This window comes from Nonomuraea sp. ZG12 (assembly GCF_052068115.1).
Taxonomy (GTDB): domain Bacteria; phylum Actinomycetota; class Actinomycetes; order Streptosporangiales; family Streptosporangiaceae; genus Nonomuraea.
Genome location: NZ_JBQHCW010000018.1, coordinates 29950 through 46414, shown reverse-complemented (window position 1 = coordinate 46414; position 16465 = coordinate 29950). Strand labels below are relative to the sequence as shown.

Below are 16465 nucleotides of genomic sequence, written 5' to 3'. Positions count from 1 at the left end.
CGACTGGTGATATACGCTGAAGGTACGGAGGTGGTGTCCCATGCGGACCGTTATCGACATCGACAAGGAGCTCTTGCAGGTGGCCCAGGAGGAGTTGGGGACGAGCAACATGAAGGAGACGGTCCACGTCGCTCTGACGGAGGTCGCCGAGCGGGCAAGGCGTCGAGAAGCGTTCGAGTACTGGACCTCGCGGGACAATACGGATCTGCTGGATCCGGACCGTATGAAGGACGCGTACTAGCAGCGGGCGTGGTCTACCTCATCGACAAGAGCGCTCTGGCGCGGATGCCCCATCCCAGCGTCGCTCGGGCGCTCGAGCCACTCATGCTCGACAAGATGCTGGCCATCTGCACGATGACGCGCCTCGAAGTCCTCTACAGCGCGCGTGACCCGGAAGGGTATGAGCTCGATGCTCACCACCTGCGACAGGACTTCCGCCAACTGCCGGTGAACGCCGAGGCCCAAGAGCGGGCGCTCGATGTTCAGGCGCTGCTGGCAGGCAAGTCGCAGCATCGTGGCATCGGCGGTTTTGATCTGCTGATCGCCGCCTGCGCCGAAGTGCACGGCGCCACGGTCCTCCACTACGACCGGGACTTCGACCGCATCTCCGAGGTCACCGGGCAGCCGTCGCTGTGGGTGGTGCCGCCAGGATCCGTGCCCTGACCGGCGGCGTCAGGCCGTGGGGACGACCTGGAAGCCCTCGGCGTAGCGGCCCTCGTCGAAGCCCGCCTGCTCGGCCCAGGCGGCCGAGCGGCCCCTGACGAACTCGGCGAACCCCTCAACATGCGCCACCTGACTGACGTGCGACCGCAGCGCCGCCAGCTTGCGGTCGATGGCGTCGGTGATGTCCACATAGTGGTTCGGCGTCGAGCCGCCCGTCAGCCAGACCTCGCGTACGGTCCATTCCGCAAGACTCTCCTCCCGCAGCAGCTCGGGGAAGGCGTAGGGGTTGCGGGCGTCGGGGTAGACGGCGTCCAGGGCGGAGCCGCCGACCGCGCGGTGGTCGGGGTGGCTGGGGGCGACGAACTGGTAGTTGCGGTCGGGGTGGTGGGTGATGACCACGTCCGGCCGTACCTGCCTGATGACCCTCGCGATCGCCTTGCGCAGGTCGAGCGAGGGGACCACGGTGCCGTCGGAATAGCCGAGGAAGCGCAGGTCGGTGACGCCGACGCACTTGGCCGCCGCGGTCTGCTCCGCCCTGCGGAGCTCGGCCATGCCGGAGTGGTCGAGCGTGCGTTCGTTGCCGCCCGCGTCGCCGTCCGTGACCACCAGGTACGTCACCTCGACGCCTCTGTCGCCGAAGAGCGCGACGCTGCCCGCGGCTCCGAAGTCGGCGTCGTCCGGGTGCGCGGTCACGACGAGGACCCTGTTGATCTCATTCTCGGGCAGCATGGGCAGCAGGCCTTCCCTTCTTGATGTTCGATGGGCACAACCAGCGGGCCGCTGTCGGCATTCCGGGCGCCGTTTGTCGGTGGGGGGTCATAACCTAGGGACGTGCCGACCCGAGTCTCTGTTGACCACCCCTTGCTCGATGGCCTCAACCCGCAGCAGCGCGAGGCCGTGATCCACCATGGCAGCCCGTTGCTGATCGTGGCGGGGGCGGGCTCGGGAAAGACGCGGGTGCTCACCCACCGCATCGCCTACCTCCTGGCCGAGCGGGAGGTGCATCCGGGCGAGATCCTGGCGATCACGTTCACCAACAAGGCCGCCCGCGAGATGAAGGACCGCATCGACAGGCTCGTCGGGCCGCGCTCCAAGGCGATGTGGGTGATGACGTTCCACAGCGCCTGCATGCGGATCCTGCGGCGCGAGGCCAAGCGGCTCGGCTTCCCCTCCAGCTTCTCCATCTACGACCAGGCCGACTCGCAGCGGCTGATGGCGATGGTCTGCCGCGAGATGGAGCTCGACCCGAAGCGCTATCCGCCCAGGTCGTTCTCCGCCCAGGTGAGCAATTTCAAGAATGAGCTGATCGACTACGAAACCGCCATGGACCGGGCGGGCTCCCACCTGGAGAAGACGCTCGCCCAGGCCTACAAGAGCTACCAGCTCAAGCTCACCGAGGCCGGCGCGATGGACTTCGACGACATCATCATGAACACGGTGACGTTGTTCCAGCTCTTCCCCGAGGTGGCCGAGCACTACCGGCTGCGCTTCAGGCACGTCCTCGTCGACGAATACCAGGACACCAACCACGCCCAGTACATCCTGATCAGGGAGCTGGTGGGCCGTCCCGAGCTGCGCACCTCCGACGGCGAGCTGGTCCGCTCCGGCGCCGACCAGTCGCAGCTGTGCGTGGTCGGCGACGCCGACCAGTCGATCTACGCCTTCCGTGGCGCGACGATCCGCAACATCCTGGAGTTCGAGCGCGACTACCCCGACGCGCGCACCATCCTGCTGGAGCAGAACTACCGCTCCACCCAGAACATCCTGGCCGCCGCCAACGCGGTCATCTCGCGCAACGAGTCGCGCAAGCCGAAGAACCTCTGGTCCGACCAGGGCGACGGGCCCAAGATCATCGGGTACGTGGCCGACAACGAGCACGACGAGGCCATGTTCGTCGCGCAGGAGGTCGACCGGCTCAGCGACGAGGAGGACGTCAAGGCGGGCGACGTCGCGGTCTTCTACCGCACCAACGCCGCCTCCCGGGTGTTCGAGGAGATCTTCATCCGCACCGGTCTGCCCTACAAGGTGGTCGGGGGCGTGCGCTTCTACGAGCGCAAGGAGGTTAAGGACCTGCTGGCCTACCTGCGGCTGCTGGCCAACCCGCTCGACGTGGTGTCGCTGCGGCGCATCCTCAATGTGCCCAAGCGCGGCATCGGCGACCGGGCCGAGGCGATGGTCGAGGCGTTCGCGACCCGCGAGCGGATCCCGTTCTGGGAGGGGCTGCGGCGCGCCGACGAGGCGCACGGCATGGCGACCCGCTCGCTCAACGCGATCAAGGAGTTCGTCGCGCTGGTCGAGGAGTTGATCGCCAAGGGCGAGGGCATGCCGCCGTCCGCGCTGGCCGAGGAGGTGCTGATCGCCACCGGCTACCGCGCCGAGCTGGAGGCGTCGGAGGACCCGCAGGACGAGTCGCGGCTGGAAAACCTCAACGAGCTGATCTCGGTGGCCTCGGAGTTCGAGGACGCCAACCCCGAGGGCACGCTGGTGGAGTTCCTGGAGCAGGTGTCGCTGGTGGCCGACGCCGACCAGATCCCCGACGCCGACGGCGGCCAGGGCGTGGTGACGCTGATGACCCTGCACACCGCCAAGGGCCTGGAGTTCCCGGTCGTCTTCCTGACGGCCATGGAGGACGGCGTCTTCCCGCACGTCCGCTCGCTGGGCGAGCCGAAGGAGCTGGAGGAGGAGCGCCGCCTGGCCTACGTCGGCATCACCAGGGCCCAGAAGCGCCTCTACCTCACCCGCGCGGCGGTGCGCAGCTCCTGGGGCTCCCCGTCGTTCAACCCCGCCTCAAGGTTCGTCAGCGAGGTGCCGGGGTCACTCATCGACTGGCGTACGGACCCGAGCAAGTCCGCCTGGAGCGCCGCCACGCGCCGTGAGCCCGCGCCCGCGGCGGCGGCCAGGAAGAGCGGCGGCCGGACCATCCCCACGCTCAATCCAGGGGATCGGGTCTCGCACGACGCGTTCGGCCTGGGCACGGTGGTGTCGGTGGACGGGGTGGCGGAGAAGACCAAGGTCAAGATCGACTTCGGGTCCGGGGGAGAGAAGGTCCTGCTGCTGGCGTACGCGCCGGTGGAGAAGCTCTGACCCTGAGGGGGCGGCGCACTCCGGTGTGCGGGAGTGCGCCCGCCGCGGGGCGTCAGGTCTGGGGGGTGCGCAGGGCGCTGCCCTTCTTCCACTGGGTCCAGTTGAGCTGCCAGTAGCTCCAGCCGTTGCGCCAGTCGAGCTTGCGCTTGGTCCCTACGATCTTGACCACGTCACCGCGCTGGGCGATGTTGTAGAACCACTTGGCGCCGGCCGGGGTGGCGCGGACGCAGCCGTGGCTCTGGTTGGAGCGGCCGAGATACTGGTAGTCGCCGTAGCTCTGGTGGACGTACTCACCGCTGTCGGAGATGCGGACCGCCCACGGGATCTGCTCCTTGTAGTAGCGCGGGTCCTTGGGGTCGGTGACGCCCATCCACGACGAGGTCATGGTCTCCACGGCCTTCTTGCCCATCGTCAGGTGGACGCCGCTGGTGGTCAGATAGACGTCGACGCCGTTCCTGACGAAACCGCCGCGACCGGCGCTGATCGCGATCTTCTTGGCCAGCTTGCCGTTCCGGTAGACCTTCATCACGTGCTTACGGGTGTCGACGAGCGAGATGTTGGCCGGGCCGACGGCGAAGCGGCGACTGACGTTCTTGGCGGCCTCGTTGCCGGGGATCTCGTTGAGCAGGGCCTTGAACAGCACCTTCTGGTTCGGCTTCCAATAGGTCTTGGTGCGGTAGACGACCTTGCGCGCCGACACCCACCGCCAGGCTCCCTCGACGGGCTTGTCGGCCTCGACGCGCAGCACCGCCTCGGCGGCCGCCCGGTGGCGCACGTCGCGGTCGAAGGTCACGATGATCGGGAAGCCGACGCCCACCTTCTCGGTCTTCTCCCCCATGGGGGTGATGTCGGCGATGCCCAGCTTGGGCTTCTTCGGGGCGGTACGGAATGTCGCCGACGCGGCTCCGGCGGCCCGGCCGTCCGGCGCCTCAACGGTCTGGGGCTGAGCGGGGTTCAGCGTTACGGAGGTGCCTTCCGCCGTACAGGCCGTCACGGTGATCAGGGCGGCCATGGTCAGTAGCCGGGGGAAGCGGTTCACGGGTGGTACTCCTGGACTGGGTGTTCATGCGACGCGTTCTGCACAGATGGGACAGGTGAGTCAGGAGTTTCGTGTACGTGGACCGCGTCACGATGGCGTAACGGTCCAATTCATGAAATGTCCTGCATGGCGGGGGTGCCGGGCCGGTTTCGCGCCGTACGAGATCTCCTTGGTGTGAGGTGGATAAGGTGCTCGGGTGCGTGTACTGATCTCGGGTGGGGCGGGTTATATCGGCAGCACGATCGCGTCGGCGTGCCTGGACGCGGGGATCACTCCGGTGATCCTCGACAGCCTGGTGACCGGGCGGCGGGAGTTCGTCGAAGGGCGGGTGTTCTACGAGGGGGGCATCGGGGACGGGGCACTGATTGACCAGATATATACCGAAAATCCGGATATCGCGGCTGTTGTGCACTGTGCGGCGTTGATCGTGGTGCCCGACTCCGTGGCCGACCCGGTCCGCTACTACCGGGCGAACGTGGCCAAGAGCCTGGAGTTCGTCGGCCATCTGCTGCGTAACGGGTGCACGCGGATGATCTTCAGCTCCTCCGCGTCCATCTACCGGGCCGGCGACGACCACACCGTGGACGAGGAGTCACCGGTCGACCCGCAGAGCCCGTACGCCCGGACCAAGGCGGTGTGCGAGGCGATGTTCGCCGACATCGCCGCGACCCAGCCGATTGACGTGCTGTCGCTGCGCTACTTCAACCCGATCGGCGCGGACCCCCGGATGCGCACCGGGTTGCAGCTCAGGCGGCCCAGCCACGCGCTCGGCAAGATGATCGAGGCGTCCGAGGAGGGCGTGTCGTTCCAGGTCACCGGCACTGACTACCCGACCCGCGACGGGTCGGGCATCCGCGACTACGTGCACGTATGGGACCTGGCCACGGCGCATGTGGCGGCGCTGGAGCGGTTCGACTCGCTGGTCCCGGAGACGTCCGTGATCAACCTCGGCACCGGCTCGGGCACCACCGTCCGCGAGCTGGCCGACGCGTTCAACCGGGTCGTGGACCGGCCGATCTCGGTCGTGGAGACCGGGCCACGGCCTGGCGACGTGGTCGGGGCCTACACCCGCAGCGACCGCGCCGAACGGCTGCTGGGCTGGCGGGCGCGGTACTCGGTCGAGGAAGGGATCGGGCACTCCCTGGAATGGGCCCGTCTCCGGGACTCCCGCCTGAAGGGGTGATCGTCTTCCCGAACGACCGATCCCCCTGCCGCTTCACGAAGGCAAGGGGACCGGGTGATCGTCGATCAGGCCGGGTGGCCGTCACGGTGACTGTCGGTCGGGCCAGGTAACCGCCGCGGTGACCCTTGGGCAGGTCACCGCGGCGGCGGCCGGAAATATCCGGTTTTACTTGAGCAGGTTGAACAGATCCAGGTTCTCGACGCTCTCCTGCTCGGTGCCGCCGTCACCCTCCAGCTTGGTCGTGACCTCGTCGGCGGGCGGAGCCTTGATGGAGACCTTGTTGCCCCAGCCGCTGTAGCGGGTGTCGACGATCATCTTCTCGCGACTGCTCTCGCTTATGGCCATGACGCTTCCGGGGACGGTGGTCACCAGCCGCGTCGGCAGCCCCTTGGCGTCCACGCTGAGCTTCCAGGTGAGCTGGGCCTTCAGCGCCTTGGCGGAGGTGGTGGCGGGCGACGAGGCGCGGTAGTACGCGGAGACCTTCCGCAGGTCACGGACGGAGATCTTGCCCGTGTAGCCACCGGTGGCCGGCTTGGCGTTCTTGAACAGGGTCTTGAGGGTGGCCGGCTCGATGATGTTCAGCGGCTGACCCAACATGCCGGTGAAGCCGGCGGGAGGGCCGTGGGGCGCCTTGTACCAGTACTTGCCGCTGGGCAGCAGCTCGGACCAGATGCTGCCCGAAAGGTAGGAGGTGGTGCCGATCCTGACCGTGCGCTCGGGCTTGGTGAGCGACTTGAACAGCGACCCTTCGCTGAGCTCGCCCAGGTCGCTGGCCTTGATGTTGAGCTTGCCCGTGATGGCCGACGCGGCGATTCCGGACTTGCTGAACTGGAAGGTGCCGCTGCTCCGGACGAAGATCGCGCGCATCCGGCCGTTGTCGATGGTGGTGCGCTCCGTGAACGTCACTCCCTTACCGGGGACGAGCTGCTTCTTCACGGCGGTCACCGGCTTGGCCGGCGCCTGTGTGATGGCGGCCTGCGCGGGGGTGGCCGCCATGAGCGCGGCGGCCGAAGCCAGGGCCAGGCCGGCGAGCATGCGATTCATTGGGTGGTTTCTCATTTCAGGAGGGGTGGTGAGGTCGCGGCCCGAACGGGCTGGGGGAAATATGGTCATATTTCCCCCAAAAGTTGACCTCGGGGGAAACCGGCATCGGGTGAACGCCGGCGTTACCGCCTGAGCCTTCACACTGATGACGGGAGAAAGATCTACCGGTTCTGGCCGAGCAAGTCGATCGGGTTATTCGCCGGGTCCTGCGGGGCGTCCGCGAGATCCTTGGCGTCGATCCACTGGGATTCGGGCGGTGCCTTGATCTTGACCTTGGCGCCCCAGCCGGTGAAACGCGTTTCCATGTGATTCCTCGACGAGCCGAGCACGCCGTAGTTCAGGGTGTACTCGCTGACCGTCCGGCTCACCAGGCCTTTGGAGTCGGTGTCCAGGAGGTAGCCGACCTTGACCTTGGCCACACGATCGTCGACCTTCTGTCCCCGCGACTTGGCCAGGTCCTTGATGGTGATCGTGCCCCGGTAGTCGCCGTTGACCTGTTTCGCGCCCGCCACCAGTTTCTTCAGCAGTTCGGCGTCGAAGATGTCGATCAACGGGTAGAGATCGGCGGCGTGACGAGCGGGGGAGCGAAGCCACTTCTTGCCCTCGGGCAGGTACTCGGAGTGGAGGCCCCCTCGGACGTAGGCCTGCTCGCCGATGACGATGGTGCGGGAGGAGTGCAGTGAGGCGATGAGGTCCTTGTCTGACTTCTTCGTGCCTTTTCCGGACGTGTAGCGCACCGACAAGTCGGAGGCGACGACCCCGGATCGCCCGAACGCCATTGACCCGGTGACCCGGGTGACGACGTTGGGTTTGCCGTCGGTGAACGAGCGGCTGATCATGGAGATTCGCACTCCGTGTCCGGGCGCTAACTGCTTTTTCACGGATTCGACCGGGCTGATGGGCGCGGCCTGCGCTGGTGCCACCGTGACCAGCGTCGACGCGCCCAACGCCAGCCCGGCGATGATTCGCTTCATGCGGATCCTTTTACGATGAAAGACGACGAACCTGGATCATGCCAATCGAAGATCACGACCATATATCGGGAGTCGCCGTATTTTTCGGCAAATAGGTGCACTTTCCGTGCAGACGGCACCTCCCCGAAGTGAGATCACCGTCACATCGCGGCATATCGGCTACCCGATGACCTGGGAGGGTCAAGCTTGGGGCTAGGCTTCACTGGCGGAAACGCCCGGCACGCGCGGGGTTGCCCGGGCCGTCGAACATCAGTCGGATTAAGCAAGGACGGACCCTCGTGGACCTGTTCGAACATCAGGCGAAGGAGCTCTTCGCGGACTACGGCATTCCGGTGCCACGCGGCATCGTCGCCCACACCGTGGAGGAGGTGCGAGCGGCGGCGCAGGAGCTGACAGGGCGCGTTGTCGTCAAGGCTCAGGTGAAGACCGGCGGCCGCGGCAAGGCCGGCGGCGTCAAGGTGGCCGATGACGCGGCCGACGCCGTCGAGAAGGCGACCGCCATCCTCGGTATGGACATCAAGGGCCACACGGTGCACAAGGTGCTCGTGGAGGAGGCCAGCGCGATCGAGGAGGAGTACTACTTCTCCTTCCTGCTCGACCGCGCGAACCGCACGTTCCTCGCGATCTGCTCGGCGGCCGGTGGCATGGACATCGAAGAGGTGGCCCACAGCGCTCCCGAGAAGGTCGCCAAGGTGCCCGTCTCGGCGCTGACCGGCGTGGACCGGGCCAAGGGGCGCGAGATCGCCCAGGCCGGCGGGCTGCCGGAGAAGTCGCTCGACGGCGCGGCCGAGCTCATCGAGAAGCTCTGGTGCGCCTTCGTGGACGAGGACGCCACGCTGGTCGAGGTCAATCCCATGATCCTGGCGGCCGACGGCGAGGTGAAGGCGCTCGACGGCAAGGTCACCCTTGACGACAACGCCGTCTTCCGCCAGCCCGACCACGAGGGTTTCGCCGACAAGTCGGCCGAGGACCCCCTGGAGGCCGCGGCCAAGGCGAAGGACCTCAACTACGTCAAGCTCGACGGCGACGTCGGCATCATCGGCAACGGCGCGGGCCTGGTCATGTCCACGCTCGACGTGGTCGCCTACGCCGGCGAGGCCTTCCCGGGCAAGCCGTCCCCGGCCAACTTCCTCGACATCGGCGGCGGCGCCTCGGCCGAGGTGATGGCCGCGGGCCTGGAGATCATCATCTCCGACCCGTCGGTCAAGTCGATCTTCGTGAACGTCTTCGGCGGGATCACCGCCTGCGACGCCGTGGCCAACGGCATCGTCTCGGCGTTCAAGCTGCTGGAGAGTCGCGGCGAGGCGGTGACCCACCCGCTGGTGGTCCGCCTCGACGGCAACAACGCCCAGCTCGGGCGGCAGATTCTGGCCGACGCCGCACTCCCGCGGGTCGAGCTGGTGGACACGATGGACGACGCGGCCAAGCGGGTCGCCGAGCTCGCTTCGGTAGGTGTGTGAGTCATGGCCATCTGGCTGACGGAAAACAGCAAGATCATCGTCCAGGGCATGACCGGTGGCGAGGGCACCAAGCACACTCGCCGCATGCTCGCCTCCGGAGCCCGCGTGGTCGGCGGCGTCAACGCGCGCAAGGCCGGCACCACGCACGAGGGCCTGCCCGTGTTCGGCACGGTCAAGGAGGCCATCGAGAAGACGCGCGCCGACGTGTCGGTGGTGTTCGTGCCGCCGGCGTTCACCAAGGACGCCGTCAAGGAGGCCATCGACGCGGAGATCCCGCTCTGCGTGGTGATCACCGAGGGTGTGCCGGTCCACGACTCGACCGAGTTCTGGGCGTACGCGGTGGCCAAGGGCAACAAGACCCGCATCATCGGCCCCAACTGCCCCGGCATCGCCTCGCCCGGCGCGTCCAACGCCGGCATCATCCCCGCCGACATCACCACGGCCGGCCGCATCGGCCTGGTGTCCAAGTCCGGCACGCTGACCTACCAGCTCATGTACGAGCTGCGTGACTTCGGCTTCTCCACCGCCGTCGGCATCGGCGGCGACCCGGTCATCGGCACCACGCACATCGACGCCCTGCAGGCCTTCCAGGAGGACCCGGGCACCGACGCGATCGTGATGATCGGCGAGATCGGCGGCGACGCCGAGGAGCGGGCCGCCGCCTACATCGAGCAGTACGTCACCAAGCCGGTCGTCGCCTACGTCGCGGGCTTCACCGCCCCCGAGGGCAAGACCATGGGCCACGCGGGCGCGATCGTGTCGGGCTCCGCCGGCACCGCCCAGGCCAAGAAGGAGGCCCTGGAGAAGGTCGGCGTCCGCGTCGGCAAGACCCCCTCCGAGACGGCCCGGCTGATGCGCGAGGTCATGCAGTCGCGCTGACCCACACGCGTCGGGTGAAGGCCCCGCCGGTGATCTCCTCTCACCGCGCGGGGCCTTCCCTTTGCCGCCGAAGCGGTCCCGTACGGAGTCCGTACGGTGATTTGAGCTTCCTTAACCGTCGCCAGAGCGAGCTTTGATCTTGAAACGGCCCACAAAGTGGTCCGGGGCGGCGCGTCAACCAAGCGGTGGTCGGGAAAGATTGAGAAAATCACTTGTTGTGACGGCGATACTCGACCAGCTGCGGGCCGCCCCCCGTTCGGTTCTCAGCAAGCTCCCCGGGGTCTCGAGTGACGATGACGAGACGCGCCGGCCACTGCCCGTGTCCGGGATGCTCGCCGCCGCCTGCACGCTGGGCGTCGGGCTCGCCGTGCTCACCACGCTCACCTTGGTCGGCTGGATCGCCGCGCCGCGTGGTGCGCTGGGGTCCGGGCTGCCCGAGGTGTTCAGGACGGCCGCGCAGATCTGGCTGGCGGCGCACCACGCCGGGTTCGAGATGCCCGGCGGCCGGGTCGGGTTGCTGCCGATCGGGTTGATGATCCTGCCGGCGCTGCTGCTGTACAAGGCGGGCCGGTGGATGGCCCGCGACGCCGACCTGCGGCTGCGGCTGCCCGCCAGGCTGCCCAAGAACAGCCCGCGGGAGAAGGCGAACGCCCGGCGGCGGGCGCAGCTCGTCCTGGTGGGCCAGGCCGGCGTCTCGCTGGCCGCGCCGTACGCGCTGCTGGCCGGTCTGATCGCGCTGGTGGCCAGCAATGAGATCACCCAGCCCTACATCGGTGAGGCGCTGCTCAGCCACTTCCTGCTGGCGTTCGTGGCGGGTGTGCTGGCCACCGCGCGGACGATCGGGCCCTGGCGGGCGATGCTGCGGCTGCTGCCGGAGCGGGTGCGTGCGCTGACCGTCGGCACGGCCATGGCCACCATGATCCTGATCGCGGCCGGGCTGGTGCTCGTGCTGGTGGCCGTGGTGATCCACTTCGACCAGGTGCGCGAGCTGACCGACGTGCTGGCGCCCGGGTTCGTCGGTGGCGTGCTGCTCGTGCTGGTGCAGGCCCTCTATCTGTTCAACGGGGTCATCTGGGCCTCGTCCTACATCGCCGGTCCGGGGTTCGCCGTCGGGGCCGACACCCTGGTCGCGCCCACGGGCGTGCAGCTCGGCACGGTGCCGAGCCTGCCGCTGCTGGGGGCGCTGCCCGAGAGCGGTCCGGTGTCCGGCTGGATGATGGCGGTGATCGCGCTGCCGTTCGCGGCGGGGATCGTGGCGGGCATCGTCGTCGCCAGGATGTCGCCCTCGCCCTCGTACGAAGCCGCGCCGCTGTGGGGTTTCCTGACCGGCGTCACGACGGGCCTGGTGACGGGGCTGCTCGCGGCGCTGTCCGGCGGCCCGATCGGCGGCGGGCGGCTGACGGCCGTCGGGCCGTCGCCGTGGGAGGTGGCCCTGTCGGTCGCTCTGGAGGTGGGCGTGGCCGCGGGCATCTCCGCCGGGGTGACGAACCTGCTGCTGCTCAACAAGCGGGCCAGGGTGCCGCTGGACAAGGCCGCGGTCCCGGTCCGCAAGGCGGGGGCGGCGATCGCCAGGGCGGCGAGCAAAGTGGGGCTGGCCGAGGCCGACGCCCGGCCGCTGCCGGGCCACTGGATGGACGCCACCGAGGCCGACACTCAGGCGATCCCGGTCATCCGCGACGACTGGCAGGACGAGCACGCCTCGGCCGCGGCCGAGACGCTCTCACAGGCCCGTCCGCGCCTGCCGCTGGACGAGTCCGTCCCCGTGCGCAAGGACATCGTGGACGAGTCCGACGATCGGGGCGGTCACGTCATCTACGTCGACCCCTACGCCTGGGACCGCGACTAGGCCGGGTCTGAGCCGGTCTGAGCCGCGTCTAAGGCCGGGTCGCCCCGATGAGCTCCAGCACGTCCGGGGGCAGCTTCTTCTGGGCCGCCTCCCTGAACTGCACGAAGCACTCGCCCTGGGAGGACACCGTGCCCGCGCTCTTCATGCACTCCTGGTAGGCGGAGTTCTCGTCCATGAGATAGAGCTGCATGCCCGTGGTCGCGGCGGACAGCACCAGCGCGACGGTCGCGACGGCGATGCCGCCCGCGGTCACGCCGGTGGGCTTGCCCGCGGATCTCAGCAGCGGGACCGCGCGAATCCCCGCCACGAGCGCGAACAACGCCATCACCAGCCCGGCAGCGGGCAGCATGAACGTCATGGCCAGCGCTGCGATGGACAACCAGATCGCTCGGCGGCCCGCGGACTCCGCGGGCTGCTGACCGGCCGGTGCTTGCACCGGTGTCGACACCTGACCTCCTCTGCGTCACCAGGCGAGGAACAGATACGCTGGCAGCCCCACCACGGATCCCCATTGGAGTGCGCGTGTCTAAGGCTGGGCGGCTCGTCGTTCTCGTCTCCGGCTCTGGAACAAACCTACAGGCCCTGCTGGACGCTTCCGCCGACTCTTCCTACGGCGCCCGGGTGGTGGCCGTGGGGGCGGACCGGGAGGGCATCGAAGGATTGGCCAGAGCCGAACGCGCAGGCGTGCCCACTTTCGTCCACAAACTGGGCGATTATCCGTCTCGGCAGGCGTGGGACGCCGCGATCGCGGAAGAGATCGCGTCCTACAAGCCGGACCTCGTGGTCTCGGCCGGATTCATGAAAATTCTCGGCGCCCCGACGCTCGACGCCTTCCCCGTGCTCAACACCCACCCCGCGCTGCTGCCGTCCTTCCCCGGCGCCCATGGAGTGCGCGACGCGCTGGCCCACGGGGTCAAGGTGACCGGCTGCACCGTGATGCTGGCCGACGCTGGGGTCGACAGCGGCCCGATCGTCGCCCAGGAGGCCGTGCCCGTGCTGCCCGGCGACGACGAGGCGGGGCTGCACGAGCGCATCAAGACCGTCGAGCGCCGCCTGCTCGTCGACATCGTCGGCCGGATGGCCCGGGAGGGCTGGACGGTCAGCGGACGCCACGTCCGCATCGGCAACCCATCAGGAGGGGAAAGCAAGTGACTCGCATCGCCATCCGGCGCGCGTTGATCGCCGTGTACGACAAGTCGGGGCTGGAGGAGCTGGCCAGGGCCCTCGACGGCGCGGGCGTGGAGATCGTGTCGACGGGCGGCACGGCGGCCGCCATCGCGTCCTACGGCATCCCGGTGACCAAGGTCGAGCAGCTCACCGGCTTCCCGGAGTGCCTCGACGGGCGGGTCAAGACCCTGCACCCGCGCGTGCACGCCGGGCTGCTGGCCGATCTCACCAAGCCGCACCACGTGGCGCAGCTCGACGAGCTGGAGATCGACCCGTTCCAGCTCGTCGTGGTCAATCTCTATCCCTTCGAGGAGACGGTGGCCTCGGGCGCGTCCGACGCGGAGTGCGTCGAGCAGATCGACATCGGCGGGCCCGCGATGATCCGCGGCGCCGCCAAGAACCACAGCACCTGCGCCGTCGTGGTCGACCCCGCCGGCTACGACGGCGTGCTGACCGCCCTCGACCAGGGCGGCTTCACGCTGACCGAGCGCAGGCGCCTGGCCGGCGTCGCCTTCGCCCACAGCGCCTCCTACGACGTGGCCGTGGCGTCCTGGTTCGCCGGTGCGTACGCCACCGAAGAGACGTGGCCGGGCTTCATGGGCGCCTCCTGGCAGCGCAAGGCAGAGCTGCGTTACGGCGAGAACCCGCACCAGAGCGCCGCCCTCTACAGCTCCGGCGACGACGGCTTGGCCAACGCCGAGCAGCTGCACGGCAAGGAGATGTCCTACAACAACTACCTCGACGCCGACGCGGCGTGGCGGGCGGCCTGGGACTTCGCCGACCCGTGCGTGGCGATCATCAAGCACCAGAACCCATGCGGCATCGCCGTCGGCGCCGACGTGGCCGAGGCCCACCGCAAGGCGCACGCCTGCGACCCGGTCTCCGCCTACGGCGGCGTGATCGCGGTCAACGGCGCGGTCACCGCCGAGCTGGCCACCCAGATCGCCGAGGTGTTCACCGAAGTGGTGGTGGCCCCCTCCTACGATCCGGAGGCGCTGGCCGTACTCACCCAGAAGAAGAACCTCCGCCTCCTGGTCTGCCCGAGCGGGCCGGCCAACGCCGCCGAGTTCCGCAGGATCGACGGCGGGCTGCTCGTGCAGCAGGTGGACCGGCTGCAGGCGCCGGGCGACTCGCCCGAGAACTGGAGCCTCAAGGCGGGCGAGCCGGCCTCGCCGGAGCTGCTGGCCGATCTGGCCTTCGCCTGGCGGGCGGCCCGTTCGGTGAAGTCCAACGCCATCCTGCTGGCCGCCGACCGGGCCACGGTGGGCGTCGGCATGGGGCAGGTCAACCGGGTCGACTCCTGCCGCCTGGCGATCACCCGGGCGGGCGAGCGGGCGGTGGGCTCGGTGGCGGCGTCCGACGCGTTCTTCCCGTTCCCGGACGGGCCGCAGGTGCTGGTCGAGGCAGGGGTCAAGGCCATCGTCCAGCCGGGCGGCTCGGTGCGCGACCAGGAGGTCATCGAGGCCTTGGAGAAGGCGGGGGTCACCCTCTACTTCACCGGCACGCGCCACTTCTTCCACTGATCAGGTGCGGGTGACCCATACGTCTCCGGGTCACCCGCCCATAGGGAAAACGCGGCGAGCATCCGTTCTGCGGGGTTACTCTTAACCGGCCGTTGCGCGTTTCTTCCCTCGGAGTCCTTTATGACGCTGCTTGACGCAATCCTGCACGCCATGCTCGCGGTGAACGGGTTCGCCACCAGTCCCTTCGTGCTCATCCTGCTGGCCTTCGCCGGGGCCTACCTCGGCGGACGCGTCGTGGAGTACATCCCGTTCACCCGCAGGATCATCGAGCGGCGCGAGGCTCAGGTCGCCGAGCGCGAGTAGTCCCAGGCCAGCTTGGCGGCTCCGGCGAGGCCGGCTCGCACCCCCAGCGTGGTCTGCTCCACCCGCACCGCCCTGACGAACGGCAGGCCGCCGATGTCGTCCAGGGCCCGCTCCAGCGGCCCGAACAGCACCGGCCCGGCCCCCGAGACGCCGCCACCGATGACCACCGTGGTCACCTCCGTGGCGGCGGCCGTGGCGGCGATCATCCCGGCCAGGGCCGTCGCGCCTCGCTCGAACGCGGCCACCGCGACCCGGCTCCCGGCCGCCGCGTCCCGCGCGAGCTCGCGGGCGTCCGGTTTCCCCGTGACGTGCTCCTCAGCCGGGGTCCAGCCGTTCTCTAAGGCCCAGCGGACCATGTTCGGGCCGCTGGAGTACCGTTCCACGCAGCCGCGCCCGCCGCACTCGCAGCGCTCGCCGTACGGGTCGACCGTCATGTGACCCACATGGCCGGCGTTTCCGGTGGGGCCCAGCAGCGGCCGGCCGTCGATCACCAGGCCGCCGCCGATGCCCGTGGACACCACGATGCCGAGCAGCGCGGCGCTGCCCCGGCCGGCGCCGAGCCAGTGCTCGCCGAGCGCCATGCACTGGGCGTCGCCGGCGAGGACGGTGGGCAGGCCGGTCAGCTCGTGTACCTCGTCACGCAGGGGGAAGCCGCGCCAGCTCGGCATGTTCACCGGGCTGACCGTGCCGGCGGCCAGGTCCAGCGGCCCGGCGCAGCCGATCCCGGCGGCGCTCGGCTCGGGGCCGCCCTCGGACACCTCCTTGATCAGCGTGGCGAGCGAGGCCATGACGTCCTCACGCGGGGTGGGGCGGGTGGCGGAGCGCAGTACGGAACCGTTCTCGTCCACCAGGGCGGCGGCGAGCTTGGTTCCTCCGATGTCAATGGCGAGTACGTGAGTCATCAGCGTTCGTGGTGGTCGTCGGGCCGGCGGGGGGCGCCAGGGTGGTCCAGTCCGGGCACGAGCTCTACCTTCGCGGCGCGCGTTTCATCGAGCCGCCGCGCGAACGCCAGGCGCCGGGCGGCGGGGAGCGGCGGCGCCGCGGGCAACAGGCGAGCGGACAAAGGTCACCCCTCGATGAGCGCGATGCTGGCGTTCGTCACACTATGCCGTCTCAAGACCGATGACAACGATGTCATTTTGTGACGCCGACCACGCCCCAGGACCCCTTGACCGGCCGACCGAGCGCACGTTACGGCGCCGCGCCCGCTCCACCGGAGAACCGTTCCCCTGGACAGACCCCGGCCACGTACGGTGACCGGGCCTTCCCGGGGCCGGCCGTAAAGATCGAAACCGTGAAC

Annotated in this window: 16 protein-coding genes; 10 read left to right on the top strand and 6 right to left on the bottom strand. The window is 68.9% G+C overall.

From position 1 onward, the window contains the following. The first annotated feature begins 40 nt into the window (after positions 1 to 40). Together ACTMTF_RS34920 and ACTMTF_RS34915 are read left to right on the top strand one after the other, a co-directional pair. Complete coding sequence (locus ACTMTF_RS34920; RefSeq protein WP_441114505.1) at positions 41 to 241, top strand: type II toxin-antitoxin system VapB family antitoxin; 201 nt, start codon at positions 41 to 43, stop codon at positions 239 to 241. Positions 242 to 249: 8 nt separating this feature from the next. Then, on the top strand, positions 250 to 663 hold the full coding sequence (locus tag ACTMTF_RS34915; protein WP_397008078.1) for a PIN domain nuclease: 414 nt from the start codon (positions 250 to 252) through the stop codon (positions 661 to 663). 9 nt (positions 664 to 672) lie between these two features. Here the strand turns inward: ACTMTF_RS34915 and ACTMTF_RS34910 are convergent, their stop codons facing one another. Continuing rightward, positions 673 to 1392, bottom strand: coding sequence for a PIG-L deacetylase family protein (locus tag ACTMTF_RS34910; protein ID WP_441114504.1), 720 nt, complete (start codon positions 1390 to 1392; stop codon positions 673 to 675). Between the two features lie 132 nt (positions 1393 to 1524). Between ACTMTF_RS34910 and pcrA the strand changes: the two genes are divergently transcribed. Further along, the gene (gene pcrA / locus ACTMTF_RS34905) at positions 1525 to 3747 is read left to right on the top strand and encodes a DNA helicase PcrA (RefSeq protein WP_441114586.1); all 2223 of its coding nucleotides are present in this window, start codon (positions 1525 to 1527) and stop codon (positions 3745 to 3747) included. A 52-nt stretch (positions 3748 to 3799) separates the two neighbouring features. Here the strand turns inward: pcrA and ACTMTF_RS34900 are convergent, their stop codons facing one another. Beyond that, the gene (locus ACTMTF_RS34900; RefSeq protein ID WP_441114503.1) at positions 3800 to 4786 is read right to left on the bottom strand and encodes a L,D-transpeptidase; all 987 of its coding nucleotides are present in this window, start codon (positions 4784 to 4786) and stop codon (positions 3800 to 3802) included. A gap of 196 nt (positions 4787 to 4982) precedes the next feature. Here ACTMTF_RS34900 and galE point away from each other — a divergent pair, with 196 nt between their 5' ends. Further along, positions 4983 to 5969 (top strand): UDP-glucose 4-epimerase GalE, encoded by a 987-nt coding sequence (galE, locus tag ACTMTF_RS34895; protein WP_441114502.1) that lies wholly within the window; start codon positions 4983 to 4985, stop codon positions 5967 to 5969. Between the two features lie 165 nt (positions 5970 to 6134). On the opposite strand, the gene ACTMTF_RS34890 is transcribed toward galE, so the two are convergent. Both ACTMTF_RS34890 and ACTMTF_RS34885 read right to left on the bottom strand, forming a co-directional pair. Further along, a complete protein-coding gene (locus tag ACTMTF_RS34890; protein WP_441114501.1) occupies positions 6135 to 7013 on the bottom strand; it encodes a hypothetical protein in 879 nt (292 codons plus the stop codon). Between the two features lie 161 nt (positions 7014 to 7174). Further along, a complete protein-coding gene (locus tag ACTMTF_RS34885; RefSeq protein WP_441114500.1) occupies positions 7175 to 7987 on the bottom strand; it encodes a hypothetical protein in 813 nt (270 codons plus the stop codon). 278 nt (positions 7988 to 8265) lie between these two features. Between ACTMTF_RS34885 and sucC the strand changes: the two genes are divergently transcribed. From sucC to ACTMTF_RS34870, 3 genes are all read left to right on the top strand, one after another. Further along, positions 8266 to 9447, top strand: coding sequence for an ADP-forming succinate--CoA ligase subunit beta (gene sucC / locus ACTMTF_RS34880; RefSeq protein ID WP_397008090.1), 1182 nt, complete (start codon positions 8266 to 8268; stop codon positions 9445 to 9447). 3 nt (positions 9448 to 9450) lie between these two features. Continuing rightward, positions 9451 to 10326: a succinate--CoA ligase subunit alpha gene (gene sucD, locus ACTMTF_RS34875; RefSeq protein WP_441114499.1), complete on the top strand. Its 876-nt coding sequence runs from the start codon at positions 9451 to 9453 to the stop codon at positions 10324 to 10326. Positions 10327 to 10543: 217 nt separating this feature from the next. Further along, positions 10544 to 12172 (top strand): cell division protein PerM, encoded by a 1629-nt coding sequence (locus ACTMTF_RS34870; protein WP_397008094.1) that lies wholly within the window; start codon positions 10544 to 10546, stop codon positions 12170 to 12172. A gap of 28 nt (positions 12173 to 12200) precedes the next feature. Here ACTMTF_RS34870 and ACTMTF_RS34865 read toward each other — a convergent pair whose 3' ends face one another. Continuing rightward, a complete protein-coding gene (locus ACTMTF_RS34865) occupies positions 12201 to 12620 on the bottom strand; it encodes a hypothetical protein (protein WP_397008096.1) in 420 nt (139 codons plus the stop codon). Positions 12621 to 12694: 74 nt separating this feature from the next. Between ACTMTF_RS34865 and purN the strand changes: the two genes are divergently transcribed. From purN to ACTMTF_RS34850, 3 genes are all read left to right on the top strand, one after another. Beyond that, positions 12695 to 13324, top strand: a complete 630-nt coding sequence (gene purN, locus ACTMTF_RS34860) for a phosphoribosylglycinamide formyltransferase (RefSeq protein WP_397008098.1) — start codon at positions 12695 to 12697, stop codon at positions 13322 to 13324. After that, entirely contained in the window at positions 13321 to 14862 is a 1542-nt protein-coding gene (gene purH, locus ACTMTF_RS34855) for a bifunctional phosphoribosylaminoimidazolecarboxamide formyltransferase/IMP cyclohydrolase (protein WP_441114498.1), read from the top strand. The genes purN and purH overlap by 4 nt, the downstream gene beginning before the upstream one ends. A gap of 120 nt (positions 14863 to 14982) precedes the next feature. Continuing rightward, positions 14983 to 15165, top strand: a complete 183-nt coding sequence (locus tag ACTMTF_RS34850) for a hypothetical protein (protein ID WP_441114497.1) — start codon at positions 14983 to 14985, stop codon at positions 15163 to 15165. Here the strand turns inward: ACTMTF_RS34850 and ACTMTF_RS34845 are convergent. Beyond that, positions 15144 to 16067 (bottom strand): ROK family protein, encoded by a 924-nt coding sequence (locus tag ACTMTF_RS34845; RefSeq protein WP_441114496.1) that lies wholly within the window; start codon positions 16065 to 16067, stop codon positions 15144 to 15146. The genes ACTMTF_RS34850 and ACTMTF_RS34845 overlap by 22 nt on opposite strands. Positions 16068 to 16465 lie beyond the last annotated feature (398 nt).

Excerpts from the sequence above, each read along its gene's own strand:
- ACTMTF_RS34885 (WP_441114500.1), bottom strand. The coding sequence starts at position 7,987 with ATGAAGCGAATCATCGCCGGGCTGGCGTTGGGCGCGTCGACGCTGGTC.
- ACTMTF_RS34850 (WP_441114497.1), top strand. The coding sequence starts at position 14,983 with ATGACGCTGCTTGACGCAATCCTGCACGCCATGCTCGCGGTGAACGGG.
- ACTMTF_RS34920 (WP_441114505.1), top strand. The coding sequence starts at position 41 with ATGCGGACCGTTATCGACATCGACAAGGAGCTCTTGCAGGTGGCCCAG.
- ACTMTF_RS34910 (WP_441114504.1), bottom strand. The coding sequence starts at position 1,392 with ATGCTGCCCGAGAATGAGATCAACAGGGTCCTCGTCGTGACCGCGCAC.
- sucD (WP_441114499.1), top strand. The coding sequence starts at position 9,451 with ATGGCCATCTGGCTGACGGAAAACAGCAAGATCATCGTCCAGGGCATG.
- ACTMTF_RS34890 (WP_441114501.1), bottom strand. The coding sequence starts at position 7,013 with ATGAATCGCATGCTCGCCGGCCTGGCCCTGGCTTCGGCCGCCGCGCTC.
- ACTMTF_RS34845 (WP_441114496.1), bottom strand. The coding sequence starts at position 16,067 with ATGACTCACGTACTCGCCATTGACATCGGAGGAACCAAGCTCGCCGCC.